The following is a 25,290-nucleotide window of genomic DNA, read 5'->3' on the forward strand; positions in this document are numbered from 1 at the left end:
GGATATTAAATTTTTTCAATCGCCGCCGGCCAGCGGATCGTGCGGGCCGCCCTCGCCGGACGGCGCACCGGCCGCCGCGGCACCGGCCGCCGCGGCAATCTTCCCGCGTGCCGCCGCGACGGCTGCCTGGAACTGCGCGAGGCCATGCCAGCCCGTCGCGCGGCCCAGCCGCTTGCCGCGATGGAAGAAGAACCACGTCGGCACGCCGTGCAGCCCGAAGCGGCGCCCCAGCTGATGGTGCTCGTACACGTTGCAATGGAACCACTTCAGGCCCAGCGCGCGGATCGCGTCGGGCTGGGCGAGCATCGCCTTCTTCGCGATTTCGCAGTTGAAGCAGTCGACACCCCAGAAGAACACCACGGCCAGCGCATCGCCCGCGCCGTCGACGGCCGCGTCGAACGTGCCGGCGTCGAGCGCCTGCATGTCGAACGCGTCGAACGCGGCCGGATCGACGCCGGCGGGCACCATGTCGGCCGCCTTACTTCGGCTGCGCGACGGTGACGAGCGCGGGGCGCAGCACGCGGTCGGCGATCATGTAGCCCTTTTGCAGCACCGCGACGACGGTGTTCGGCTCCTGCTCGGCCGGCACCATCGAAATGGCCTGGTGCTGGTGCGGATCGAACTTCTCGCCGACCGGATTGATCGCGACGACGCGGCCCTTCTCGAGCGCGCTCGTCAACTGGCGCAGCGTGAGCTCGACGCCCTCGCGCACCTTCGCGATGTCGCCGGAGGTATCGTTGACGGCCGCTTCCAGGCTGTCCAGCACGGGCAGCAGGTGCTCCGCGAAGCTCTCGATCGCGAACTTGTGCGCCTTCGACACGTCGTCCTGCGCGCGGCGGCGCACGTTCTCGGTTTCGGCCTTCGCCCGCAGGAAGCTTTCCTGGAGCTCGGCGACCTTGGCTTGAGCCTCCGCGAGCGCCGCGTCGGCGGCTTCGGCGGCGGGTGCGGCGCCTTGCTCCGCCTGCTTCTCGCTGCCGATGTCTTCGGCCGATTGGGTAGCCGGGTTCTCTTGCGTGTTTTCCATGTCGCTGAAAGTCGATTAGAGGTTGAAGCCAAATCGGCAACCGCCGGACGTATACCCGGCGGCACCGCACATTACTGGTGCAAATAAGGGCGAAAACTGCGGTTTCAAGAGGGTTATTCGCCGGCATTCTCCAATGCCGCGAAACAACCGCGCGTCTGCCGGGGCAGGCGCCGCATCGTCCGCCGCCTCGGGCGAAACGGCCTGTAACAACGCTTACCCGGCAAGTACTAGCTGCACACAGGCCGGCTGCACTACACTCCACTCAAGCGTCGGAAAAGCGTGTTTACCCTAGCTGACCGCCGCGTGACCTTCCACCTGGCGCCGTTTTCACCCTTGTTCTCGAGGGGAGTACCGTGAAACTGACCTTTGCGATATCGGTGGTCGCGCTGGTACTCATTGCCGGCACCACCACCATCTGCCTGTCGGGGGCAGTCACCGACCGCACGACCGAATACGGCAGCGCGCGGGCGACGTTCGACCAGATGTTCAGCTCCCACCAGAAAATCTGTCGATGATGCGCCTGTCGCGCTTCGTCGGCCGGCCGTGCAATTCGGCCGCCGGCTCGCGATACGTCCGGCGCCGCTCCAGTTCGGCGAGCCGCGCGGCTCGCCCCGCAGCCGTTTCCTCGTAGAGCGTCTGCGCGACGCTCGCGGGCCCGCGCACGTCGCACACGCCCAGCACGGCAATGTGCCAGACGATGCCGTCGATCGCAATCTCGACCTCGTCGCCCACCCGTACGTCCTTCGCCGGCTTGACCGCCGCGCCGCCGATCTTCACGTGCCCCTTGTCGACCGCATCGGTCGCGAGCGAGCGCGTCTTGAAGAATCGGGCTGCCCACAGCCATTTGTCGATGCGCAGCTTCGCGCCCGGCTCCGTGGAAATCCTGTAGTTCATGCAAGCCTCCGCCGGGCCGCCGTGTGAAGGCTGACCGCCGCCCCGGGGAACGGCGAACAACGCGCGCGTGGGAATCGTTTCATCTCAATTGACCGGTTCGGGCTGCGCGGCCTTGACGGGCCAGCCCTGCAGATTTTCCGCGACGATCTCGCCGAGCGCGCCGATCCATGCGGAGGCACCGTTCAGGCACGGAATGCGGTGAAAGGTCTTGCCGCCGCCGGCGAGAAACTCGTCGCGCACTTCCATGCCGATTTCCTCGATCGTCTCGAGGCAATCGGCCGTGAAGCCGGGACAGAACACGTCGGCCCGCCGCACGCCGGCCTCGCCGAATTCGCGCAGGGTCGGCGCGGTATACGGCTGGAGCCATTCGGCCTTGCCGAAGCGCGACTGGAACGTGACGCGGCATTCGGTGGCCGACAGCCCGAGCGCGGCCATCAGCAACGCACCCGTCTGCTGGCACTGGTCGTGATAGGGATCGCCGAGGTCGAGCGTGCGCTTCGGCACGCCGTGGAAACTCAGCACCAGCTTGTCGCCGGCCGCGAAATCGGGCCGGCCGTGCTGCGCCCAGTACTGGCGCACCTGCTCGGCCAGCGCGTGGATATAGGCCGGATGATCGGCGTAGTGCCGCACCGTGCGCACTTCCGGCTGATTGCGCATGCGCGCGAGCGCGCCGAACGCGGCATCGAACGCAGTGGCGGTGGTCGACGCCGAGTATTGCGGATACATCGGCATCAGCAGCACGCGCTCGACGCCCGCGCGCTTGAACTGCGCGAGCGCGTGCGAAATGTTCGGACTGCCGTAGCGCATCGCGTAGTCGACCATCACGTGATAGCCGTTCGACGCGAGCAGGTGCCGCACGCTGTCGGTCTGGCGCTCGGTGTAGACACGCAGCGGCGAGCCCTCGGGCATCCAGACGGCCGCGTATTTCTTCGCGGACGCGCGGCCGCGCAGCGGCAGGATCAGCGTGCGCAGCAGCACCTGCCAGACGGCCTGCGGAATTTCGACGACCCGCGGATCCGACAGGAATTCGGCCAGGTAGCGCCGCACCGCGCGCGGGGTGGGCGCGTCGGGCGTGCCGAGATTGATCAGCAGCACACCGATGCGATGGGCAGCCGCGACACTCGATGGCGGCTCAAGATCGAAACGCATGGGCAGGAACGTGCTCGGGGCACGCAGTCGGACGGCCCTCAATTATAGCGGGCCGCAGCGCTCGGGTCGGCTGGCCGTTCGGCCGACTGGCGGCGCGCGCGACGCCGCGGCACGATGGCGGGACGGCGTCGGGGGCGGTTGCTACTGCTGGCTCAGCGTGAGCGACAGCAGGCGCGCGGTGATGTCGACGATCGGTATCACGCGGTTGTACGCCATGCGGGTCGGGCCGATCACGCCGAGCGTGCCGACGATCTTGCCGTTCACCTCGTAAGGCGCGGTCACGACGCTCATTTCCTCGATCGGCACGAGCGTCGATTCGCCGCCGATGAAGATCTGCACGCCCTGGGCGTGGCTCGACACGTCGAGCAGTTGCAGGAGGCCCGTCTTTTGGTCGAATACGTCGAACAGCTTGCGCAGCCGCGCCATGTCGGACGACAGGTCCGCCACCTCGAGCAGGTTGCGCTCGCCGGAAATCAGCACGGTGTCCTCGGTGTCGGGCACCTCGGTGCTGGCCGTCACGGCCGCGTGCATCAGCGTCGTCATGTCGCCGCGCAACTGGTCGATCTCGTCGCGCAGGCGGCGGCGAACCTCGTCGAACGACAGGCCGGCGAAATGCGCGTTGATGTAGTTGGACGCCTCGGTCAGCTGCGACGGCGAATAGTCGCGCGGCGTCGCGAGCATGCGGTTCTGCACGTCGCCCTCGGGCGTGACGATGATCAGCAGGATGCGCTTGTCGGACAGGCGCATGAATTCGATCTGCTTGAACACGTGGCTGCGACGCGGCGTCAGCACGACGCCCGCGAACTGCGACAGGTTCGACAGCACGCTCGCGGCGGCCGCCACCACCCGCTGCTGCGGCTCGCCGGCCTGCAGCGTGTTCTGCACCTGACGCGCGACGGCCTCCGCGTCGATCGGCGCCTCGACCGTCAGCATCGTGTCGACGAACAGCCGGTAGCCGCGCGGCGTCGGCACGCGGCCGGCCGACGTGTGCGGGCTCGACACGAGGCCGAGCTCCTCCAGGTCGGACATCACGTTGCGGATCGTCGCCGGGCTCAGCTCGAGCCCGGAGTAACGGGACAACGTGCGCGATCCGACTGGCTGACCGTCGGCGATATACCGTTCGATCAGGGTTTTCAGGAGGGTTCGTGCGCGAGGATCTAGCATGGTGGAAAATTTTAGCGCAACCGCGCAAGCACGGCGAGTGGCGTCGGCCACCATTGCGCGGGCCGGCCCGATCCGGCCCCGTCGGCGCACGGGCGGTTCTTTTCGTCAACGAGCTATGGTGTAATGCCGGCATGAAAACCGGTAATCAGTTCAACACTGTCGCGCTCGTCGGCCGGAGCAACACGCCCGGCATCGCCGAGCCGCTCGCCACGCTGGCGGACAGCATTGCCACGCTCGGCTTCGAGGTCGTGTTCGAAGGCGATACCGCGCGGGAAATCGGCATCGCCGGCTACCCGGCGCTCACTCCGGCCGAAATCGGGGCACGAGCGGACGTGGCAATCGTGCTCGGCGGCGACGGCACGATGCTCGGCATCGGCCGCCAGCTTGCGCCGTACCGGACACCGCTGATCGGGATCAACCACGGGCGGCTCGGCTTCATCACCGACATCGCGGCCTCCGACATGCAGGCGCTCGTGCCCGTGATGCTGGCCGGCAAGTTCGAGCGCGAGGAGCGCTCGCTGCTCGAGGCGCGGATCGTACGCGACGGCGAACCGATCTACCACGCGCTCGCGTTCAACGACGTCGTCGTGAACCGCAGCGGCTTCTCCGGGATGGTCGAGTTGCGTGCGTCGGTCGACGGCCGCTACATGTACAACCAGCGCTCCGACGGCCTGATCGTCGCGACGCCCACCGGCTCGACCGCGTATGCGCTGTCGTCGGCCGGCCCGATCCTCCATCCGCAGCTGGCCGGCATCGTGCTCGTGCCGATCGCGCCGCACGCGCTGTCGAACCGGCCGATCGTGCTGCCCGACGATTCGAAGATCGCGATCCAGATCGTCGGCGGCCGCGACGTCAACGTGAACTTCGACATGCAGTCGTTTACGTCGCTCGAGCTGAACGACACGATCGAGGTGCGCCGCTCGAAGCACACGGTGCCGTTCCTGCACCCGATCGGCTACAGCTACTACACGACGCTGCGCAAGAAGCTGCACTGGAACGAACACGCATCGAACGAAGACGACAAGGCGTCCTGACGCCGCTCCGCCCGACACCATGCTCCGCCACCTCTCGATCCGCGACTTCGTCATCGTCGCCGCGCTCGATCTCGAATTCGACAGCGGCTTTTCCGTCTTTTCAGGCGAAACCGGGGCCGGCAAGTCGATCCTGATCGACGCCCTCGCCCTCGCGCTCGGCGAACGCGCCGACGCGAGCGTCGTGCGCACCGGCTGCGGCCGCGCCGACATCACGGCCGAGTTCACGCCGCACGACCGTGTCGCGCGCTGGCTCGACGACCACGCGTTCGACGCCGAGGACACCGTGATGCTGCGCCGCGTGATCGACGCGAACGGCCGGTCGCGTGCGTTCATCAACGGCACCAGCGCGACGCTCGCCCAACTGCGCGAACTCGGCGAGATGCTCGTCGACATCCACGGCCAGCACGCGCACCAGTTGCTGATGCGGCCCGACGCGCAGCGCGAGCTGTTCGACACGCACGCGGGGCTCGTCGCCGATGCCGCGAACGTCGCGCGCGCGTGGCGCGTGTGGCGCGACGCGACGCAGGCGATCGACGCCGCGAAGGCGCACGAGCGCGAATTGCAGCTCGAGCGCGAAAAGCTCGCGTGGCAGCTCGCCGAACTCGACAAGCTCGCTCCGCAAGCCGGCGAATGGGACGAAGTCAGCAACGAACACAAGCGCCTGTCGCATTCGGCGAATCTGATCGAAGGCGTGCGCGGCGCGCTCAACGCGCTGTCCGAGTCCGACGACGCGATGCTCGCGCAGCTCGGCGCGATCGTGTCGAAGCTGCGCAGCCTGGCCGACTACGACACCGCGCTCGGCGATGCGCTGGCATCGCTGGAGCCGGCCGAAATCCAGTTGCAGGAAGCCGTGTATTCGCTGTCGCACTATGCCCAGCGCGTCGATCTCGACCCGGAGCGGCTCGCGCAGGTCGAAACGCGGCTCGACGCGCTGCACTCGACCGCCCGCAAGTTCCGGCTGCCGCCCGACACGCTGCACGAGGAGCATGCGGCGCGCCGCGCGCAACTCGCCGCGCTCGACGCCGCCGCCGATCTCGGCGCGCTCGAGGCCGCGCAGGCCAAGGCGCGGGAAGCCTATCTCGCCGATGCGAAACGCCTGTCGAAGGCGCGCGCGCAGGCCGCGAAGGCGCTCGGCACGGCCGTCACGGCCGGCATGCAGGAACTGTCGATGGCAGGCGGCAGCTTCGAGGTCGCGCTCGTGCCGCTCGCCGACGGCGGCCCGCACGGGCTGGAACAGGTCGAATTCCGCGTGGCCGGGCACCCGGGCGTGCCGCTGCGCCCGCTCGCGAAGGTCGCGTCGGGCGGCGAGCTCGCGCGGATCAGCCTCGCGCTCGCGGTCATCGCCAGCGCCGCGAGCCCGACGCCGACGCTGATCTTCGACGAAGTCGATACGGGAATCGGCGGCGGCGTCGCCGAAGTGGTCGGCCGCCTGCTGCACCAGCTCGGGCGCGACCGCCAGGTGCTGTGCGTGACCCACCTGCCGCAGGTCGCCGCGCGCGGCGACCATCATTTCCAGGTGGCGAAGGGCGCCGACGAGCGCGGCGGCACGGTATCGACCGTTGTCGCGCTCGACCGCGCCAGCCGGATCGAGGAAGTCGCGCGGATGCTCGGCGGGCTCGAAATCACCGCGACCACACGCAAGCACGCGAAGGAAATGCTGGCGGCCTGACGCCGGCTCCACGTTGGTCCGGATGCGGAAAGACCGGCGCATGCGCCGGTCTTTTTTGTTACGGCAGGCCAGCCGCTCGATCGCGGCCGGCCCGCGCCGCCGATCGTACGCCGGATTCGAACGGGCGACTCAAACGCCCGTTTCGACCGCCCCGAACACGCGCGCCCACAGCGCCGTCACGGCCGCCCGCTCGTCGGCCACGAGGGCCGGATCGACGCGCGCCTTCTCCATCCCGTCGAGCCGCAGCTTGTGCTGCAGCTTGCGGTACTTGCGATACGCCGCGCCGACGCGCTCGGCCTCGTCCGCGCCCATCAGCCCGAAGCGCGCGACCTCGCGCAGCAGCGCGATATTGCCGGTATTGCGGATCAGCTCGGCGTCGCTCGACGCGTGCAGCAGCACCCAGTACTGGACGATGAACTCGATGTCGACCATCCCGCCGCGATCGTGCTTCAGGTCGAACAGCCCGGTCTGGTTCGGGTGGCCGGCAAACACCTTGCCGCGCATGTCGACGATCTCCTTCGCGAGGATCGCCCCGTCGCGCGGCGTCGTCAGCACCTGCTGGCGGATCGCCTCGAAAGCCGCGCCGATCCGCGCGTCGCCCGCGCTGTAGCGGGCGCGCGTCAGCGCCTGGTGCTCCCACACCCACGCGGTGTTCGCGGCGTCGCCCTCGCGCAGTTGATAGCGGCGGAATGCGTCGAGATCGGTGACGAGCAACCCGGCCTCGCCGTTCGGCCGCAGCCGCAGGTCGATGTCGAACAGTGCGCCCGCGCCGGTCGCCGTCGTGAGCCACGTGATCAGGCGCCGCGTGAAGGTCGTGTAGACGTCCGCCGAACGCTCGTCCGGATCGTCGTACAGGAAGATCAGGTCGAGATCGGACGCATAGCCGAGCTCCTTGCCGCCCAGCTTGCCGTACGCGATCACCGCGAACATCGGCACGTCGCGATGGCGCTTCGCGAGCTGCGACCAGACGACTTCGATCGTCACGTCGAGCACCGCGTCGGCCAGCTCGGACAGCCGGTCGCTCACGTGCTCGACCGACAGTTGCCCGGCCAGGTCGATCAACAGGATCCGGAACACCTCCGCGTGCTGCGCATGGCGCAGCAGGTCCATCTGCTGCTCGGGGCCGTCGGCCGCGGCGAGCCGCGCGCGCAGCGCCTCCTTGAACGCGGGCCAGTCGAACGGGCTCGCGATCGCCTCGTCGTCGAGCAGCTCGTCGAGCAGCTGCGGGTGGCGGATCAGGTAGCCGCCGCCCCAGCGCGTCGCGCCGAGCACCGACAGCACGCGGTCGAGCGCGGCCGGGTATTCGGTCAGCAGCGCGAGATAGACGCCGCGCCGGCTGACCGTCTCGAGCAGGTCGAACAGGCGCACGATCGTCTCGTCGCGGCGCGCGGCGTCGATCGTCGGCGCGGCGTCGAGCGCGCGCTGCGCGACGCTGTCGAAGCGCTGCCGGCTCTTTTCCGGCAGCCCGGTATAGCGCGACGATTGCCAGATCGCGCGCAGCCGCGCGAGCACGGCGGCCGGATCGGCGAAGCCCAGGCCGTCGAGGCGCGCGACCAGCGCGTCGTCCTCGCCGTCGTCGGCCAGCGCGCCGCTCCAGATCCACGCGGCGGCCGTGTCGTCGCCGGCCGTGCATGGGCCGCCGCCCTTCACCTTGTCCGCGAAGATCTGGTCGAACTGCGCCTCGACGAAGTTCCGGTGCTCGTCCAGCACCGTCATCAGCGCCGCGTAGTCGGCAAACCCGAGCGACGCGGCCAGCGCCGCGCGCTCGTCGGGCTCGACCGGCATCGCGTGCGTCTGCGCGTCGTTGCGGTATTGCAGCCGGTGCTCGAGCGTGCGCAGGAAACGGTAGGCGTCGGTCAGGCGCGCGCATACGTCGTCGCCGATCAGTCCGCGCGCCTGCGCATGCCGCAGCACCGCGAGCGTCGGCCGCACGCGGAACTCCGCATCCTGGCCGCCGCGGATCAACTGGAATACCTGCGCGCTGAACTCGATCTCGCGGATCCCGCCGCGCCCGAGCTTGATGTCGTCGGCCTTGTCGGGCCGCATCGACGCCCGCCGCGCGGCTTCTTGCCGGATCTGCTGATGCAGCGAACGGATCGCGCCGATCACGCCGAAATCGAGATAGCGACGGTACACGAACGGCTTGACGATCGACTCGAGCTGCGCCGCGAGCCGCCGCGCCGCGTCGCTGTCGCCTTCCGACACGAGCCGCCCCTTGATCCACGCATAGCGCTCCCACTCGCGCCCCTGCACGTAGAAATATTCCTCGAGCATGCCGATGCTGCAGACGAGCGGCCCCGAATCGCCGTTCGGGCGCAGCCGCATGTCGACGCGAAACACGTAGCCGTCGGCCGTGACCTCGGACAGCACGCCGATCAGGCGCCGGCCGAGCCGCGTGAAGTATTCCTGCGTGGACAGCGGCGAACGCGTGCCGCCCGTCGTCTCGCCGTCGTCCTCGTAGACGAAGATCAGGTCGATGTCCGACGACACGTTCAGCTCGCGGCCGCCGAGCTTGCCCATCCCGACCACGCCGAGCACGACGCGCTGGCCGTCGGCGCCGCGCGGCTCGCCGTACAGCGCCTCGAGTTCGGCCGACAGCAGCGCGAGCGAACGCTGCACGGCCACTTCGGCGAGATCGGTCATCGCGCCCGTCACTTCGGCGACGTCCGCCAGCCCGCGCAGGTCGCGCTCCGCGACCGCGCCGAACGCCTCCGCGCGCAGTTGCCGCAGCGCGCGCTTCAGTTGCTCCTCGTCCGGCGCGGACGTGCCGGCCGGCGTCGCGAGCAGCTCGGTGAGGCGCGCGTCGAGCCGCGCGCGGCCGAGCGGCGCGGCCGCCCACGCGGCGATCTGCGCGGCCAGCGCGGGCCGGGCGGCCGCCGCGCGGGCAAGGTATCGGGAATAGGACGTGCTGAGCAGGGCGGAAGCGTCGGTCATCGAGAAGCGGGCCTGGCGGAAAGACCGGCGGGCAGCGGGCCGGCACGTGCGCGCCCCGCTGCCGACCGGCCCGAATGGACTCGGCGCGGCCGCGCCGGACGCGCGTGCGCCCGTCGCGACGCCGCGCGCCGGAAAGCCCGTGCCGTACGGCCCCCAACGGCCGCCGACACGAACCCGTGTGATACATTTCAACGTCAGTCTGCAAAACTACCATATCGCCGCCCGTCCGCCGCATGTCCGACCGTCAGGAATCCGCCGTAGCAGCGCCCGAAGCGGGACCTCCGAAGCACGATCATCCGGTCCTGCGTCGCGTGTTCAGGGTGACGCTGGCAGTCGGGATCGGCACCTACTTCGTCGCGTCCGGCGCGTTCCTCGGGCTGCGCTACGTGCTGCTGCCGCGCATCGACGAATACCGCCCGCGCATCGAGCGCGCCGTATCCGACAAGCTCCACGCGCAGCTTTCGATCGGCAAGCTTTCCCCGAACTGGTCCGGCATGCAGCCGGGCGTCGAGCTCACGGACCTGACGATCCGCGGCCGCGACGGCAAGGTCGCGCTGTCGGTGCCGCACGCGACGGCCGCGCTGTCGTGGATGTCGCTGCTGCGGCTGTCGCCCGCGCTGTCGAGCCTGATCGTCGACCAGCCCGACCTCGTCGTCGCGCGCGCGGCCGACGGCTCGCTGAGCGTCGCGGGCGTCGGCGTGGCCACCACCCACGGCGGCAACGACACGTTCGGCACGTGGCTGCTGAAACAGGAGGCGATCGTGCTGCGCGGCGGCACGCTGCGCTGGCGCGACGCGCAGCACGATGCACCGGAGCTCGTGCTGTCGGGCATCCGGCTCGCGGTGCTGAACGACGGCCGCGTGCACAAGGCCGCGCTGCAGGCGCCCGCGAACGGCACGCTGCTGCTCGGCCCGCTCGATTTCCGCGCGCGCTTCAAGCACAAGCCGCTCGCGCCGATCGGCAAGCCGTCGAACTGGACCGGCGACGCGTACCTGTCGACCGGCCCGGTCGACCTGCAGACGCTCGCGCGCTACCTCGACATGCCGCTCACGATCCACGCGGGCCGGATCGACAACGCGATCTGGGCGACCTTCGGCGACGGCCACCTGCGCTCGGCGGGCGGCGATCTGCAAGGCGCCGACGTCGCGCTGCGCGTGCGCCCGACGCAGCCGCGGCTCGACGTGCCGACGGTCCGCTTCGGCTGGGACATGGCGCTCGATGCGGGCCAGGACTACACGCTGCACCTGACGCGCTTCAATGCGGAGCTCGGCCAGCCGCCGCTGCCGGACGGCACGCCGCTCGCCCGCTCGCTCGCGCTGTCGACGCTGACGGCACGCTACCGCGTGCCGACCGCGACCCAGGGACAACTGCTCAGCGTGGTCGGCGACCGCGTCGATCTCGGCATCCTCAGCGAATTCATCCGCGGGCTGCCGCTGCCGGCGCGCCTGCGCAACGAGCTGATCAAGATCGACCCGCGCGGGATGGTGTCGAACTATCACATCGAGGTCGAGCGCGCGAAACCCGCGCACGCCGATCTCGCCGACGAGGACGGGCGCATGGGCGCCGCGCCGATCGTCCGCTACCGCTTCCTCGGCGATCTGCAAGGCATCAGCTTCGCGGCGCAGGAGCCGCCGCCCGGGCTCTCGCCGCGCGGTCACCCGCGCGCCGGCTGGCCGGGCGTCGAGAACCTGTGGGGCCGCGTCGATGCGAACGAGACCGGTGGCTCCGCGCATATCGACACGGTCAACGCGGCGGTCACCGTGCCCGGCGAATTCGACGAGCCGCGCCTGACGTTCGACCGGCTGCGCGGCAACGCCAAATGGACGATCACGCCCGCGCCCGGCGACAAGCACGCGCGCGTCGACGTGTCGCTGCCCGACCTGCTCGTGTCGAACCCCGATGCCGAAATCGCGGTGTCCGGCTCGTACACGAACCCCGGCCACGGCCGCGGCTCGCTCGACCTGCGCGCCGATTTCGCGCGCGCATCGGTCGCGCGCATTCCGCGCTACCTGCCGACCGGGATGTCCGAGCACCTGCGCAACTATCTCGGCCATGCGCTGCAGGACGGCAAGGTGACCAAGGGCGCGTCGATCGTCGCACGCGGCCCGCTCGAGAAATTCCCGTTCGAACACGAGCCGGACGCCGGCGTGTTCCACATCGTCGCACCGTTCACCGGCGGCCGCTTCGAGCCGACGCCGTACCCGCCGCGCAAGCTCGCGAACGGCACGCCGAGCGTCTGGCCGGCGCTCGACGGGATCGACGGCGTGTTCGAACTCGCGCAGAACAAGCTGCGGTTCGACATCGAGCGCGCGCGCTACAAGCGCGTCACGCTGACGAAGGTCGCGGGCCGCATCGACGATCTCGGCAATCCGTCGCACTCGCCGCTGATCATCGACGGCCATGCGCAGGGCCCGCTAGCCGACCTGATCGACTACGCGGACAACAGCTCGCTCGGCACGATGAGCGGCCACATCGGCCAGCGGATCGATGCGCAGGGCCCCGCGTCGCTCGCGCTCAAGATCACGATTCCGCAGCACGTCCCCCATCCGCACACGCACGTCGAAGGCGCGCTCGCGTTCGGCGGCAACACGCTGTCGACGAGCGGCGTGCCGCCGCTGTCGGCCCTGCGCGGCAGCGTCCGCTTCACCGAGGCCGGCGCGTCGCTGCACGGCCTGTCGGGGCGCTTCCTCGGCGGCCCGGTGCGCGCGAACGGCACATTCCGGTCGCATGGCCCGTACGCGGTGGACGTCGACGGCCGGCTCGCGCTCGACGCCGCGCGCGGCCTGAACCTGCACGGCGCGGCCGCCGCGCTGCTCGAACACGTGGTCGGCGACGCACCGTACCAGGTCGCCGTGCGCGGCGCGCCGGGCCGCCTGCCCGACGTCAGCGCGCAATCCGACCTGACGGGCGTCGCGCTGAACTTCCCGGCGCCGTTCGCGAAACCGGCCGGCACGCCGATGCCGTTCCGCTTCACGCTCCAGCCGGCGCCGCAGGCGGACGGCAAACGCCTCGAACACGCCGACCTGACGCTCGGCCCGGTGTCCGCGACCTACCTGCTCGACGCGACGCGCGGCCAGCCGCTGCGCGCGGTGCGCGGCGCGATGGGCATCCACCGGATGCCCGACATGCCGCAGGACGGCGTGAGCGCGGCCGTCGACGTCGCCGAGCTGGACGCCGACGCGTGGCTCGCGCTCGCCCACACGCTGCGGCCCGACACGCCGCGCGCGCCCGCGCCGCCGGCCGCGCCGCGCGTCGATTTCGCGAGCTTCGCGCCGAAGCGCTTCGCGTTCCATTTCGGCACGCTGAAGCTGCTCAAGCGCAACTGGGAGAACGTGATCGTCGGCGCGTCGCACGTCGACGATCTCTGGCAGGCGAACATCGCGTCGAACCAGGTATCGGGCTACCTGTCGTGGGCGCCGGGCGGCGGCCACAACGGCGCGGGCGTGCTCAACGCGCGGCTCGCGAAGCTCGTCGTGCCGCAGAGTGCGCAGCACGATCTCGTCGGCCGCGCGATGAACCTGCCGACGCCGACCGACCGCCCGATGCCGTCGATCGACCTGATCGTCGACCAGGTCGTCGCGCGCGATCACGACATCGGCCGGCTCGTCGTGAACGCGCGCAACATCGACGAAGACGGCACGCCCGTGTGGCAGCTCGACAAGCTCGAACTGTCGAACCCGGCCGCGAAGCTCACGGCCACCGGCAACTGGCGCACGTCGCGCCGCGCGCTCGCCCGCGGCGCCGACGAAAACGACGCGCCGCGCCGCACCGTGTTCGACTTCAAGCTCGACATCGACAACGCGGGCGCGCTGCTCGACCGCGTCGGCCTGCCGCGCACGCTCGCGGACGGTCACGGCTCGGTCACGGGCAAGGTCGGCTGGCGCGGCGGCCCGACCGCGCTGGACTTCCCGTCGCTCGGCGGCCAGGTCGCGGTCGACCTCGAACACGGGAAGATCCTGAAGGTCGACCCGGGCGCGGCGAAACTGCTCGGCGTGCTGAGCCTGCAGAGCCTCGCGCGCTTCCTGACGCTGAACTTCCGCGACGTGGTCGGCAAGGGGCTGCCGTTCGACAAGATCACCGGCACCGGCCGGATTTCGAACGGGATCGCGCGCACCGACGACTTCTCGATGATGACGGGCCCGGCGAACGTCACCGTGCGCGGCGCCGTCGACCTCGGCACCGAAACGCAGGACCTGCATGCGCACGTCGCGCCGAAGATCAGCGCGGGCGCGGCCGCGATCGGGGCAGCCATCATCAACCCGCTGCTCGGCGTCGGCGTGCTGGCCGCGAACTACGCGCTGTCCGAAACGCTGTCGCACGCGTTCGCGCTCGACTACGCGATCACCGGCTCGTGGGCGCACCCGCACATCGAGCGGGTGCGGAGCGATCAGGGTAAGATGAATCACGGTCCGGCCGATGCATCGAGCCAATGAGCGCATATCGCGCCGCAGGGTGCCGGGCCGCACCCCATTTATGACGCAAGCGATTCCGCGATGACCGACCACGCCCGTTCCGCCACGCCCTTCCAGGTCGCCGCGCTGCAGATGGTGAGCGCGCCGGACGTCACCCGCAATCTCGCCGAAGCGCGGCGCCTGATCGCGGAGGCCGCCGGCGAAGGCGCGCAGCTCGTGCTGCTGCCCGAGTATTTCTGCTTCATGGGCCACCGCGACACCGACAAGCTCGCGCTCGCCGAACCGTACCGGGACGGCCCGATCCAGCAATTCCTCGCCGACGCCGCGCGCGACCACGGCATCTGGGTGATCGGCGGCACGCTGCCGCTGAAGGCGCCGCAGCCCGACCGCGTGCTGAACACGACGCTCGTGTTCGATCCGTCCGGCAACGAGGCCGCGCGCTACGACAAGATCCACCTGTTCAACTTCGAGAAAGGCGACGAATCGTTCGACGAGGCGCGCACGATCCGCGCGGGCGACACGGTCGTCGCGTTCGACGCGCCGTTCGGTCGGGTCGGCCTGTCGGTCTGTTACGATCTGCGCTTTCCGGAGCTGTATCGCCGCATGGGCGACTGCGCGCTGATGGTCGTGCCGTCGGCGTTTACGTATACGACGGGCCGCGCGCACTGGGAAACGCTGCTGCGCGCGCGGGCCGTCGAGAATCAGTGCTACGTGCTCGCGGCCGCGCAGGGCGGCAAGCACGAGAACGGCCGGCGCACGTGGGGCCACAGCATGCTGATCGACCCGTGGGGCGAGATCGTCGCGGTGCGCGACGAGGGTGCGAGCGTCGTGCTCGGCACGCTCGATCCGCAACGCATCGCCGACGTACGCCAGAGCCTGCCCGCGTGGCGGCACCGCGTGCTGACCTGAATCCGCCGCACCGCTTGAAACGCCGCGCGGCCCACCCATCTGCCCGGCAGCACCCGACAACTTTTTTGAGAACTCCCGATATCCGCATGAACATCATCGAACCCGGCATCCGCAACCTCGCGCTGGCGAAGGACATCCTGCTCACGCCGTACGGCCTCGACGAAAGCCTGCTCACGCGCACGATCGCCGACATCTTCACGCATCGCGTCGATTACGCGGACCTGTATTTCCAGGCGACCCGCAGCGAGGCATGGAGCCTCGAGGAAGGCATCGTCAAATCGGGCAGCTTCAGCATCGACCAGGGCGTCGGCGTACGCGCGGTCGCGGGCGACCGCACCGCGTTCGCGTACTCGGACGATCTGTCGCCCGAAGCGATCGCGCAAGCCGCCGCCGCCACCAAGGCGATCGCGGCGGCCGGCGGCGGCCGGCAGAAGATCAAGGCCGCCACGTCGCTGACGGGCATCTCGGGCCGCGACCTGTATCTGCCGTCCGACCCGCTCGCGTCGCTCGACGCGACGGCCAAGGTCAAGCTGCTCGAACGCATCGAACAGATGGCGCGCGGGCGCGACCCGCGCGTCACGCAGGTGATGGCCGGCCTCGCCGGCGAATACGACGTCGTGCTCGTCGCGCGCAGCGACGGCGCGCTCGCGGCCGACATCCGCCCGCTCGTGCGCGTGTCGGTCACGGTGATCGCCGAGCAGAACGGCCGCCGCGAGATCGGCTCGGGCGGCGGCGGCGGCCGCTTCGACTACGGCTACTTCACCGACGAAGTCCTGTCGCGCTACGTCGACGACGCCGTGCACGCGGCGCTCGTCAACCTCGACGCCCGCCCCGCGCCGGCCGGCGCGATGACGGTCGTGCTCGGCCCGGGCTGGCCGGGCGTGCTGCTGCACGAGGCGATCGGCCATGGCCTCGAGGGCGACTTCAACCGCAAGGGCTCGTCCGCGTTCGCGGGACGGATCGGCGAACAGGTGGCCGCGAAGGGTGTGACGGTGGTCGACGACGGCACGCTGCCGAACCGCCGCGGCTCGCTGAACATCGACGACGAAGGCAATCCGACGCAGTGCACGACGCTGATCGAGGACGGCATCCTGAAGGGCTACATCCAGGACACGCTGAACGCGCGCCTGATGAAGATGCCGGTCACGGGCAACGCGCGGCGCGAGTCGTACGCGGCGCTGCCGATGCCGCGCATGACGAACACGTACATGCTCAACGGCGACAAGGATCCGCAGGAAATCATCGCGTCGGTGAAGAACGGCCTGTACGCGGTGAACTTCGGCGGCGGCCAGGTCGACATCACGAACGGCAAGTTCGTGTTCTCGGCGTCCGAGGCGTACATGATCGAGAACGGCAAGGTCACCTACCCGGTGAAGGGCGCGACGCTGATCGGCAGCGGCCCGGAATCGCTGAAGTACGTGAGCATGATCGGCAACGACATGTCGCTCGACACGGGCGTCGGCGTGTGCGGCAAGGAAGGCCAGAGCGTGCCGGTCGGCGTCGGCCAGCCGACCCTGCGGATCGACAAGATGACGGTCGGCGGTACGGCATAACCGCATCGCGGCGCAGACAATCCGCGCATTTCGATGAAAACGCGCGGATTGTCCGCATTTTCGAGCACCCCCGGTTGCCAGCCGCGCGCTGACCGGGTATAAATTCCGAATCAACTTTTTTGACGAGCCGAATTTCCGTCATGTCCGCCAAGTTTTACTTTTACTTTTTTTGGTATCTCAGACCGCTGGCGGATCGAGAGGGTTGATGGCGCGTGAAGCGCAACCGAAATTCCCGAAAAAACCGCCGGCGAACCCGGCGGTTTTTTTTCGCCCTTCGCCAGCCGGTCGCCGCCGCAGCGGCCCGCAGCCCCGACCGGCACCACTGAATTGCCTGAATTGATGAATCTGCCGCACGCGCACTGACCGAACGGCGCCCGGAACCAAGGAGAAACAGCATGCCCCCGCACAACACCGACGACGTCCGCATTCGCGAACTCAAGGAACTGACGCCGCCCGCCCACCTGATCCGCGAATTCGCGTGCTCCGAAGCCGCGTCCGAGCTGATCTACCACGCGCGCCAGTCGATGCACCGCATCCTGCACGGAATGGACGACCGGCTGATCGTCGTGATCGGGCCGTGCTCGATCCACGACACGAAGGCGGCGATCGAATACGCGGGCCGGCTCGTGAAGGAGCGCGAGCGCTTCAAGGGCGAACTGGAAATCGTGATGCGCGTGTACTTCGAGAAGCCGCGCACGACGGTCGGCTGGAAGGGGCTCATCAACGATCCGCATCTGGACAACAGCTTCAAGATCAACGAAGGGCTGCGTACCGCGCGCGAGCTGCTGCTGCAGATCAACGAAATGGGGCTGCCGGCCGCGACCGAATACCTCGACATGATCAGCCCGCAGTACATCGCCGACCTGATCTCGTGGGGCGCGATCGGCGCGCGCACGACCGAGTCGCAGGTGCACCGCGAGCTCGCATCGGGGCTGTCGTGCCCGGTCGGCTTCAAGAACGGCACCGACGGCAACGTGAAGATCGCGGTCGACGCGATCAAGGCCGCGTCGCAGCCGCACCATTTCCTGTCGGTGACGAAGGGCGGCCATTCGGCGATCGTGTCGACGGCCGGCAATGAGGACTGCCACGTGATCCTGCGCGGCGGCAAGACGCCGAACTACGACGCGGACAGCGTGAACGCCGCCTGCGCGGACATCGGCAAGGCCGGCCTCGCCGCGCGCCTGATGATCGACGCGAGCCACGCGAACAGCTCGAAGAAGCACGAGAACCAGATCCCCGTGTGCGCGGACATCGGCCGCCAGATCGCGGCCGGCGACGAGCGCATCGTCGGCGTGATGATCGAGTCGCACCTCGTCGAGGGGCGCCAGGACCTGAAGGAAGGCTGTGCTCTGACCTACGGCCAGAGCATCACCGACGCGTGCATCGCGTGGGACGACAGCGTGAAGGTGCTCGAAGGCCTCGCGGAATCGGTGAAGGCGCGGCGCGTCGCGCGCGGCAGCGGGAACTGAAGAAACGCCGCCAGGTTGATCGTATGGCCCCGCGTGGCGCCGAATCGGCCATACGGCCGGCCTGCGGTCGGCGTGTTGCTCTGCTAGACTAGCTAACATCATCTAGCTAACCAGAGGATCGATCATGTCGACCGTCAACATGCACGATGCCAAGTCGCGGCTTTCCAGCCTCGTGGAAGCGCTTGAATCGGGGCGCGAAGCCGAAGTCGTGATCGCGCGCAATGGTCATCCGGTCGCCCGGATCGTTCCGTACACCGCGCCGAAGCGGATCGGCGCAGCCCGTCAGTTGCTTGCCGGACTGAACATTCCGACAAGCGTCGAGGCATTCAATGCCGGCGATGAATCGATCGCCGCCGACTTCGATGCCAGCTCGGACCATGGGCTTGCACCGTGAAGCTGCTGCTCGATACGCACATCGCGCTCTGGGCGGCCGAAGGCGCACCGCAACTTTCGGCAGCCGCGGCCGCGTTGATCGAACATCCCCAAAACACGCTGTACGTCAGCGCCGCGTCGATTTGGGAAATCGCGATCAAGTACCGCAAAGGCAATCTGCCCGTCCATCCGAGAGATGCGCGTTCGGCATTTCGGCTGGCAGGTTTTGCGGAGTTGCCGATCAGCAGCGATCACGCCGAGGCAGTCGCCGCGTTGCCGGATTTCCCGGACCATGCCGATCCGTTCGACCGCGTGATGGTCGCGCAGGCACTCCATGAAGGCATGCCGCTCGTCAGTGCCGATCCGAAGGTGTGGCGCTACCACGCAACGCTGATGTTGCGCGCCTGAAGTCGCCCCAAGGCGCCGCAAGTAAAAAGCCCGGCTCGCGCCGGGCTTCGTCATTGCATCGTTGTGTTGGTCGACACCGGCCGCCGGACCCTCACTCGAGCGCGCCCGACCCGAAGATTTCCGTGTTCACGCGTTCCGGCGCGACGCCGAGGGCGACCAGCGCGTCGCGTTGCGCCTTCATGAACGCGATCGGGCCGCAGATGTAGTAATCGGCATCCGGCACCAGCGCGTACTGCTTCACACGCTCCTGCGTGAGGCGCCCTTCCAGGTCGTGATCGACACCGGCACGATCGTTCGGACCGACCAGCTCGTACAGCACCGTGCGCTTGACGTTCGCATGCTCGCGCACCGCGTCGTTCAGCCAGTCGCGGAATGCGTGCACCGCGCCCGAACGGCATGCGTGGATGAAGCGCACGTCGCGCTTGCTGCCTTCGGCGATCAGCGTCGACGCCATCGACATCATCGGCGTGATGCCGACGCCGCCGGAGATCAGCACGACCGGCGTATCGGCCTCGCGCTTCAGCGAGAAGTCCCCCATCGGCGCGGTCGCCTCGACGATCGCGCCCTCTTCCACGCCGTCGTGCATCAGCGTCGACACCTTGCCGGCCGGGATCGCTTCCGGCTTGCCGGCCTCGCGCTTCACCGAGATGCGCAGCCACTTGCCATGCGGCGCGTCGGACAAGCTGTACTGACGCGGCTGGTCGACGCCGAGATCGCCGACGAAGCGCTTCACCGTGATGTACTGGCCCGGCTCGAACGTCGGCGCTTCGCCGCCGTCGGCGGGCGTCAGGTAGAACGACGTGATCTCGTCGCTTTCACGTACCTTGCGCGCGACCTTGAACGGGCGGAAGCCGCTCCACGCGGCATTCGCGTACAGGTCGGCCTCGGCGCCGATCAAAATCTGCGCGAGCTGGCCGTATGCGACGCGCCACGCTTCGAGCGTGCCGGCATCGACCGCGTCGCCGAGCACTTCGACGATCGCCGCGAGCAGGTTCTCGCCGACGATCGGGTAATGCTCGGGACGGATGTTCAGGCTCGCATGCTTGTGCGAGATGCGCGACACCGCGCCGCCCAGCGCGCCCAGATTGTCGATGTTCGCCGCATACGCGTAGACGGCCTTCGCGAGCGTCTCGGGCTGGCTGCCGGTCTTCTGGTGCGTCTGGTTGAACAGGTTCTTCAGTTCCGGATGACGCGCGAACATGCGCTGGTAGAAGTGCTTCGTGATCGTCGCGCCGTGCTCGGCGAGGACGGGGGCGGTGGCCTTCACACGGGCCATCTGGTCGGCGGTGAGGTGGGTCATGTTCGTTCTCCGTTAAACATGCATATACGATACTTGTTTAAAAACGAACGCCCCTCGGGCAAATTGTCGCAGCGCGCGACAAGCGTGATGGTTGGCTAGCGGACGCGCCCGCGCTCCCACAGCACGTCGGCGCCGCCGCCGGCGCGGTTCAGCACGCGCGCCAGCACGAACAGCAGGTCGGACAGCCGGTTCACGTACCGCCGCGGCGCATCATTGAGCGTGTCGCCGCGGCCGAGCGCGACGATCGAGCGCTCCGCGCGGCGGCACACGGTGCGGCACACGTGCGCGAGCGACGCCGCGCGCGAGCCGGCCGGGAGGATGAATTCCTTCAGCGGCGGCAGCGTCGCGTTGTAGTCGGCGAGCCACTGGTCGAGGCGCGCGAGATGCGTGTCGTCGAGCACCGTGTGGCCGGGGATGCACAGCTCGCCGCCGAGATCGAACAGGTCGTGCTGGATCGTGACGAGCGCCGTGCGCACGTCGTCCGGCAGCGCCTCGGCCAGCAGCACGCCGAGATGCGAGTTCAGTTCGTCGACGTCGCCGATCGCGGCGATCCGTGCGTCGTCCTTGCCGATGCGCCGCCCGTCGCCGAGGCCGGTGGTGCCGTCGTCGCCCGTGCGCGTCGCGATCTTGCTCAAGCGGTTGCCCATGCGAATGTCCTCTCGTGCGCGGCCGCCACGCGGCCCGGTTGGCTGGAACGCGATTATCGCAGCCCGCGGCGCGAGGCGCAGCGGACGTTACGGCGTAGAATGAGCCGACAGTACGACAAGCAGTCAGGAGACATTCGTGAATCACCCTGCCCCGCCGGCCGCCACGCGCCGCCCGCTGCCCCCCGCCATGCTCGATGCGCTGCGCGCCGCCTTCGGCGAGCGCGTGTCGACCGCCGATGCGGTCCGCGCCCATCACGGCCGCGACGAATCCCCGTTCGACCCGCAACTGCCCGACGCCGTCGTGTTCGCGCGCAGCACCGACGACGTGCGCGAAGTCGTGTCGCTGTGCTCGCTCTACGGCGTGCCGCTGATCCCGTACGGCGCCGGCTCGTCGCTCGAAGGCCACCTGCTCGCGGTACGCGGCGGCGTGTCGCTCGACCTGTCGGAAATGAACCGTGTGCTGTCGATCAACGCCGAAGACCTGACCGTGACGGTCGAGCCGGGCATCACGCGCAAGGCGCTCAACGACGCGCTGCGCGACACCGGCCTGTTCTTCCCGATCGATCCGGGCGCCGACGCCAGCATCGGCGGGATGACCGCGACCCGCGCCTCCGGCACCAACGCCGTGCGCTACGGCACGATGCGCGAGAACGTGCTCGGCCTCACCGCGGTGCTCGCTGACGGCCGCGTGGTGAAAACCGGCTCGCGCGCGCGCAAGTCGTCGGCCGGCTACGACCTCACGCGCCTGTTCGTCGGGTCCGAAGGCACGCTCGGCGTGATCACCGAGATCACGCTGCGCCTGCACCCGCTGCCCGAGGCCGTGTCGGCCGCGATCTGCACGTTCCCGACCATGGGCGACGCGGTGCGCACGGTGATCGAGACGATCCAGATCGGCGTGCCGATCGCGCGCGTCGAATTCGTCGATGCGCTCGCGGTGCGCTCGATCAACCGTCACTCGAACCTGACGCTCGCCGAAGCGCCGACGCTGTTCTTCGAATTCCACGGCACCGAGGCCGGCGTGAAGGAACAGGCCGAACTCGTGCAGGCGCTCGCCGGCCAGAACGCCGGCCAGGGCTTCGAATGGGCGACGCGCCCCGAGGATCGCACGCGGCTCTGGTCCGCGCGCCACAACGCGTATTTCGCGATGCTTCAGCTGAAGCCCGGCTGCCGCGCGGTGACGACCGACGTATGCGTGCCGATCTCGCAGCTCGCCGCGTGCGTCGAGGAAACCGAGGTCGACCTGCGTGCGTCGTCGCTGCCCTGCCCGATCGTCGGCCACGTCGGCGACGGCAATTTCCACGTCGCGATCCTGATCGATCCCGACAAGCCCGAGGAGCTCGCCGAAGCCGAACACATCAACGACCGGATCGTCGAGCGTGCGCTGCGCCTGGGCGGCACCTGCACCGGCGAGCACGGCGTCGGGCTGCACAAGATGCGCTTCCTGCCGAAGGAGCACGGCGACAACGCGATCGACACGATGCGCGCGATCAAGCTCGCGCTCGATCCGCGCAACCTGATGAATCCGGGCAAGATTTTCACGTGCTGACACGGCGGCGCGACGTCGCGCCCCACGCAGGAGACCCCATGAACGCTCCCGTCGAACTGTCGAGCGCCGCCCGCGCGCAGCGCCAGCGCGAAATCGTGCAGGCGCTGATGGCCGTGCTGCCGACCCACTGCCTGCTGTACCGCGACGAGGATACGGCGCCGTACGAATGCGACGGCCTGTCCGCCTACCGCCGGCTGCCGCTCGCGGTCGCGTTGCCGGAGACGGAGTCGCAGGTGCAGCGGATCGTGCAGATCTGCCGCCGCATGGAAGTGCCGATCGTGCCGCGCGGCGCCGGCACGAGCCTGTCGGGCGGCGCGCTGCCGATCGCGCTCGGCGTCGTGCTGTCGCTCGCGCGCTTCACGCGTATCGTCGAAGTCGACCCGTACGCGCGCACGGCGATCGTGCAGCCGGGCGTGCGCAATCTCGCGATCTCGGAAGCGGCCGCGCCGTACGGCCTGTATTACGCACCCGATCCGTCGTCGCAGATCGCCTGCACGATCGGCGGCAACGTCGCGGAAAATTCCGGCGGCGTCCATTGCCTGAAATACGGGCTGACCGTGCACAACGTGATGCGCGTGCGCGCGGTGACGATCGACGGCGAGATCGTCGAATTCGGCTCGCTCGCGCTCGACATGCCGGGCCTCGACCTGCTCGCGGTGATGATCGGCAGCGAAGGGATGTTCGCGATCGTCACCGAGGTGACGGTGCGGCTGATCCCGAAGCCGCAGACCGCGCAGCTCGTGATGGCGAGCTTCGACGACGTGGTGAAAGGCGGCGAGGCGGTGGCTGCGATCATCGCGTCGGGCATCATCCCGGCCGGGCTCGAGATGATGGACAAGCCGGCCACGCAGGCCGTCGAGGCGTTCACGCACGCGGGCTACGACCTCGACGCGAAGGCGATCCTGCTGTGCGAATCGGACGGCACGCCGGAAGAAGTCGCCGAGGAAATCGTGCGGATGACGGCCGTGCTGCGCGAGCACGGCGCGACGCGCATCCAGGTGTCGCGCAACGAACACGAGCGGCTGCGCTTCTGGTCCGGCCGCAAGAACGCGTTCCCGGCCGCCGGCCGCATTTCCCCCGATTACTACTGCATGGACGGCACCGTGCCGCGCCGCGCGATCGGCCCGCTGCTCGCGCGCATCGAGCAGCTCGAGACGCGTTACGGGCTGCGCTGCATCAACGTGTTCCATGCCGGCGACGGCAACATGCATCCGCTGATCCTGTACAACGCGAACGATCCGGACGAACTGCACCGCGCCGAGCAGTTCGGCGCGGAAATCCTCGAATGCTGCGTGGAATTCGGCGGCAGCGTGACGGGCGAGCACGGTGTCGGCATCGAAAAACTCAATTCGATGTGCGTGCAGTTCTCGCCGCAGGAGCGCGACGCGTTCTTCGCGGTCAAGCGCGCGTTCGATCCGGCCGGGCTGCTGAACCCGGACAAGGGCATCCCCACCCGCGCGCGCTGCGCCGAATATGGCCGCCAGCACGTGCGCGGCGGGCTGCTGCCGCACCCCGACCTGCCGCGCTTCTGAGCGGCGTGCGGGCCGCGGCGCGCATCGGCGGCCGCGGTACGGGGATCTGCCGTACCCGCTCGGCGCGTTCGCGCGCCGGCGCCGGCGTGCCGCAACCGCGACGGGGCTTAGGGATAGTCGCGATGTGCAATCGCGCCACCCCGGTACAATCGACCGGACAACGAGACGAGAAAGCAACGGAACATGGAAGAGGACGACATCGTCGCCGGATGGGCCGAGCGCATCCGCGCCGCCAGTGCCGACGGCCGGCCGCTGCGGATTCGCGGCGGCGGCACCAAGGACTGGTACGGCCAGGCGCTCGAGGGCGAAATACTCGACACGCGTGCGTTTCAGGGCATCGTGTCGTACGACCCGGCCGAACTCGTCGTCACGGTCCGCGCGGGCACGCCGCTCGCGCAGCTTGAAACCGTCCTCGCCGAGTGCGGCCAGATGCTGCCGTTCGAGCCGCCGCATTTCGGCCGCGCGGCCACCGTCGGCGGCTGCGTCGCGGCCGGGCTCGCGGGCCCGCGCCGCGCCACCTGCGGCGCCCCGCGCGATTTCGTGCTCGGCGTCACGCTGATGAACGGCCGCGGCGACATGCTGCGCTTCGGCGGGCAGGTCGTGAAGAACGTCGCCGGCTACGACGTGTCGCGGCTGATGGCCGGCGCGCTCGGCACACTCGGGCTGATGCTCGACCTGTCGATCAAGGTGCTGCCGATGCCCGTCGCCGAAGTCACGCTGAAGTTCGAGATGACCGCGACCGACGCGGTGCGCAAGCTCAACGAATGGGGCGGCCATCCGCTGCCCGTCAGCGCGAGCGCGTGGCGCAACGGCACGCTCGTGCTGCGCCTGTCGGGCGCGGAAGCCGCGGTGAAATCCGCGAAAACGCTGCTCGGCGGCGAGGTCGTCGACGCGGTCGAGGCCGAGCGCTTCTGGTCCGGCGTGCGCGAACACACCGATCCGTTCTTCAACGGCATCCCGCCCGGCTATGCGCTGTGGCGCCTGTCGCTGCCGTCGATCACCGAACCGATGCACCTGCCCGGTACCCAGTTGATGGAATGGGGCGGCGCGCAGCGCTGGTGGATCACCGACGCCGACGCGCAAACCGTGCGCATGAGCGCGAAGCAGGCCGGCGGCCATGCGACGCTGTTCCGCGCGGGCGACACCTACGACCGCAGCGCGGGCGTGTTCACGCCGCTGCCCGCGCCGATGATGAAGATCCACCGCGGGCTGAAGAGCGCGTTCGATCCCGCGCGCATCTTCAATCGCGGCCGGCTTTACCCTGAACTCTGAGG

At 69.2% G+C, this 25,290-nt stretch carries 20 protein-coding genes; 12 read left to right on the plus strand and 8 right to left on the minus strand.

Annotated elements, in window-relative coordinates; all coding sequences use genetic code 11:
• Positions 1–15: 15 nt before the first annotated feature.
• Positions 16–468, minus strand: a complete 453-nt coding sequence (locus QZM15_RS07515; protein ID WP_302106127.1) for a thioredoxin family protein — start codon at positions 466–468, stop codon at positions 16–18.
• 10 nt (positions 469–478) lie between these two features.
• The gene (gene grpE / locus QZM15_RS07520; RefSeq protein WP_060312711.1) at positions 479–1,024 is read right to left on the minus strand and encodes a nucleotide exchange factor GrpE; all 546 of its coding nucleotides are present in this window, start codon (positions 1,022–1,024) and stop codon (positions 479–481) included.
• 353 nt (positions 1,025–1,377) lie between these two features.
• On the opposite strand from grpE, the gene QZM15_RS07525 reads away from it, so the two are divergent.
• Positions 1,378–1,539 carry a hypothetical protein gene (locus QZM15_RS07525; protein ID WP_006476841.1) on the plus strand — a complete coding sequence of 54 codons (162 nt, stop codon included), beginning with the start codon at positions 1,378–1,380 and terminating at the stop codon, positions 1,537–1,539.
• Here QZM15_RS07525 and QZM15_RS07530 read toward each other — a convergent pair.
• The 3 genes from QZM15_RS07530 to hrcA all read right to left on the minus strand — a co-directional run bounded on the left by QZM15_RS07530 (position 1,511) and on the right by hrcA (position 4,231).
• On the minus strand, positions 1,511–1,918 hold the full coding sequence (locus QZM15_RS07530; RefSeq protein ID WP_059574287.1) for an RNA-binding S4 domain-containing protein: 408 nt from the start codon (positions 1,916–1,918) through the stop codon (positions 1,511–1,513). The two genes, QZM15_RS07525 and QZM15_RS07530, sit on opposite strands and share 29 nt — an antisense overlap.
• An 84-nt stretch (positions 1,919–2,002) precedes the next feature.
• A complete protein-coding gene (gene hemH / locus QZM15_RS07535; protein WP_060312709.1) occupies positions 2,003–3,067 on the minus strand; it encodes a ferrochelatase in 1,065 nt (354 codons plus the stop codon).
• 141 nt (positions 3,068–3,208) lie between these two features.
• Entirely contained in the window at positions 3,209–4,231 is a 1,023-nt protein-coding gene (gene hrcA, locus QZM15_RS07540) for a heat-inducible transcriptional repressor HrcA (RefSeq protein WP_059451324.1), read from the minus strand.
• 131 nt (positions 4,232–4,362) lie between these two features.
• Between hrcA and QZM15_RS07545 the strand changes: the two genes are divergently transcribed.
• On the plus strand, positions 4,363–5,265 hold the full coding sequence (locus tag QZM15_RS07545) for an NAD kinase (protein WP_006492558.1): 903 nt from the start codon (positions 4,363–4,365) through the stop codon (positions 5,263–5,265).
• Between the two features lie 19 nt (positions 5,266–5,284).
• The gene (gene recN, locus QZM15_RS07550) at positions 5,285–6,934 is read left to right on the plus strand and encodes a DNA repair protein RecN (protein ID WP_059574289.1); all 1,650 of its coding nucleotides are present in this window, start codon (positions 5,285–5,287) and stop codon (positions 6,932–6,934) included.
• Positions 6,935–7,063: 129 nt separating this feature from the next.
• Here recN and glnE read toward each other — a convergent pair whose 3' ends face one another.
• Entirely contained in the window at positions 7,064–9,868 is a 2,805-nt protein-coding gene (glnE, locus tag QZM15_RS07555) for a bifunctional [glutamate--ammonia ligase]-adenylyl-L-tyrosine phosphorylase/[glutamate--ammonia-ligase] adenylyltransferase (RefSeq protein WP_059574290.1), read from the minus strand.
• A gap of 233 nt (positions 9,869–10,101) precedes the next feature.
• Here glnE and QZM15_RS07560 point away from each other — a divergent pair, with 233 nt between their 5' ends.
• The 6 genes from QZM15_RS07560 to QZM15_RS07585 all read left to right on the plus strand — a co-directional run bounded on the left by QZM15_RS07560 (position 10,102) and on the right by QZM15_RS07585 (position 18,991).
• The gene (locus QZM15_RS07560; RefSeq protein ID WP_302106128.1) at positions 10,102–14,301 is read left to right on the plus strand and encodes a YhdP family protein; all 4,200 of its coding nucleotides are present in this window, start codon (positions 10,102–10,104) and stop codon (positions 14,299–14,301) included.
• 60 nt (positions 14,302–14,361) lie between these two features.
• Positions 14,362–15,189 (plus strand): carbon-nitrogen hydrolase family protein, encoded by an 828-nt coding sequence (locus QZM15_RS07565; RefSeq protein ID WP_059642148.1) that lies wholly within the window; start codon positions 14,362–14,364, stop codon positions 15,187–15,189.
• Positions 15,190–15,275: 86 nt separating this feature from the next.
• On the plus strand, positions 15,276–16,742 hold the full coding sequence (tldD, locus tag QZM15_RS07570) for a metalloprotease TldD (RefSeq protein ID WP_059574293.1): 1,467 nt from the start codon (positions 15,276–15,278) through the stop codon (positions 16,740–16,742).
• A gap of 395 nt (positions 16,743–17,137) precedes the next feature.
• A complete protein-coding gene (gene aroG, locus QZM15_RS07575) occupies positions 17,138–18,211 on the plus strand; it encodes a 3-deoxy-7-phosphoheptulonate synthase AroG (RefSeq protein WP_059642150.1) in 1,074 nt (357 codons plus the stop codon).
• A gap of 124 nt (positions 18,212–18,335) precedes the next feature.
• Positions 18,336–18,605 (plus strand): type II toxin-antitoxin system Phd/YefM family antitoxin, encoded by a 270-nt coding sequence (locus tag QZM15_RS07580; RefSeq protein WP_099316085.1) that lies wholly within the window; start codon positions 18,336–18,338, stop codon positions 18,603–18,605.
• A complete protein-coding gene (locus QZM15_RS07585; protein WP_059642153.1) occupies positions 18,602–18,991 on the plus strand; it encodes a type II toxin-antitoxin system VapC family toxin in 390 nt (129 codons plus the stop codon). Before QZM15_RS07580 ends, QZM15_RS07585 begins: the two co-directional genes overlap by 4 nt.
• Positions 18,992–19,082: 91 nt before the next feature.
• On the opposite strand, the gene hmpA is transcribed toward QZM15_RS07585, so the two are convergent.
• Positions 19,083–20,291: an NO-inducible flavohemoprotein gene (gene hmpA / locus QZM15_RS07590; protein ID WP_059574297.1), complete on the minus strand. Its 1,209-nt coding sequence runs from the start codon at positions 20,289–20,291 to the stop codon at positions 19,083–19,085.
• A 95-nt stretch (positions 20,292–20,386) separates the two neighbouring features.
• A complete protein-coding gene (locus tag QZM15_RS07595) occupies positions 20,387–20,938 on the minus strand; it encodes a cob(I)yrinic acid a,c-diamide adenosyltransferase (RefSeq protein ID WP_059642159.1) in 552 nt (183 codons plus the stop codon).
• 136 nt (positions 20,939–21,074) lie between these two features.
• On the opposite strand from QZM15_RS07595, the gene QZM15_RS07600 reads away from it, so the two are divergent.
• From QZM15_RS07600 to glcE, 3 genes are all read left to right on the plus strand, one after another.
• Complete coding sequence (locus QZM15_RS07600) at positions 21,075–22,484, plus strand: FAD-binding oxidoreductase (RefSeq protein ID WP_059574299.1); 1,410 nt, start codon at positions 21,075–21,077, stop codon at positions 22,482–22,484.
• A gap of 38 nt (positions 22,485–22,522) precedes the next feature.
• A complete protein-coding gene (locus QZM15_RS07605) occupies positions 22,523–24,016 on the plus strand; it encodes an FAD-linked oxidase C-terminal domain-containing protein (RefSeq protein ID WP_059574300.1) in 1,494 nt (497 codons plus the stop codon).
• 183 nt (positions 24,017–24,199) lie between these two features.
• Positions 24,200–25,288, plus strand: a complete 1,089-nt coding sequence (gene glcE / locus QZM15_RS07610; RefSeq protein ID WP_059574301.1) for a glycolate oxidase subunit GlcE — start codon at positions 24,200–24,202, stop codon at positions 25,286–25,288.
• Positions 25,289–25,290: the final 2 nt, after the last annotated feature.

The sequence above is a fragment of the Burkholderia sp. AU44665 genome, from assembly GCF_030504405.1.
Taxonomy (GTDB): domain Bacteria; phylum Pseudomonadota; class Gammaproteobacteria; order Burkholderiales; family Burkholderiaceae; genus Burkholderia; species Burkholderia semiarida.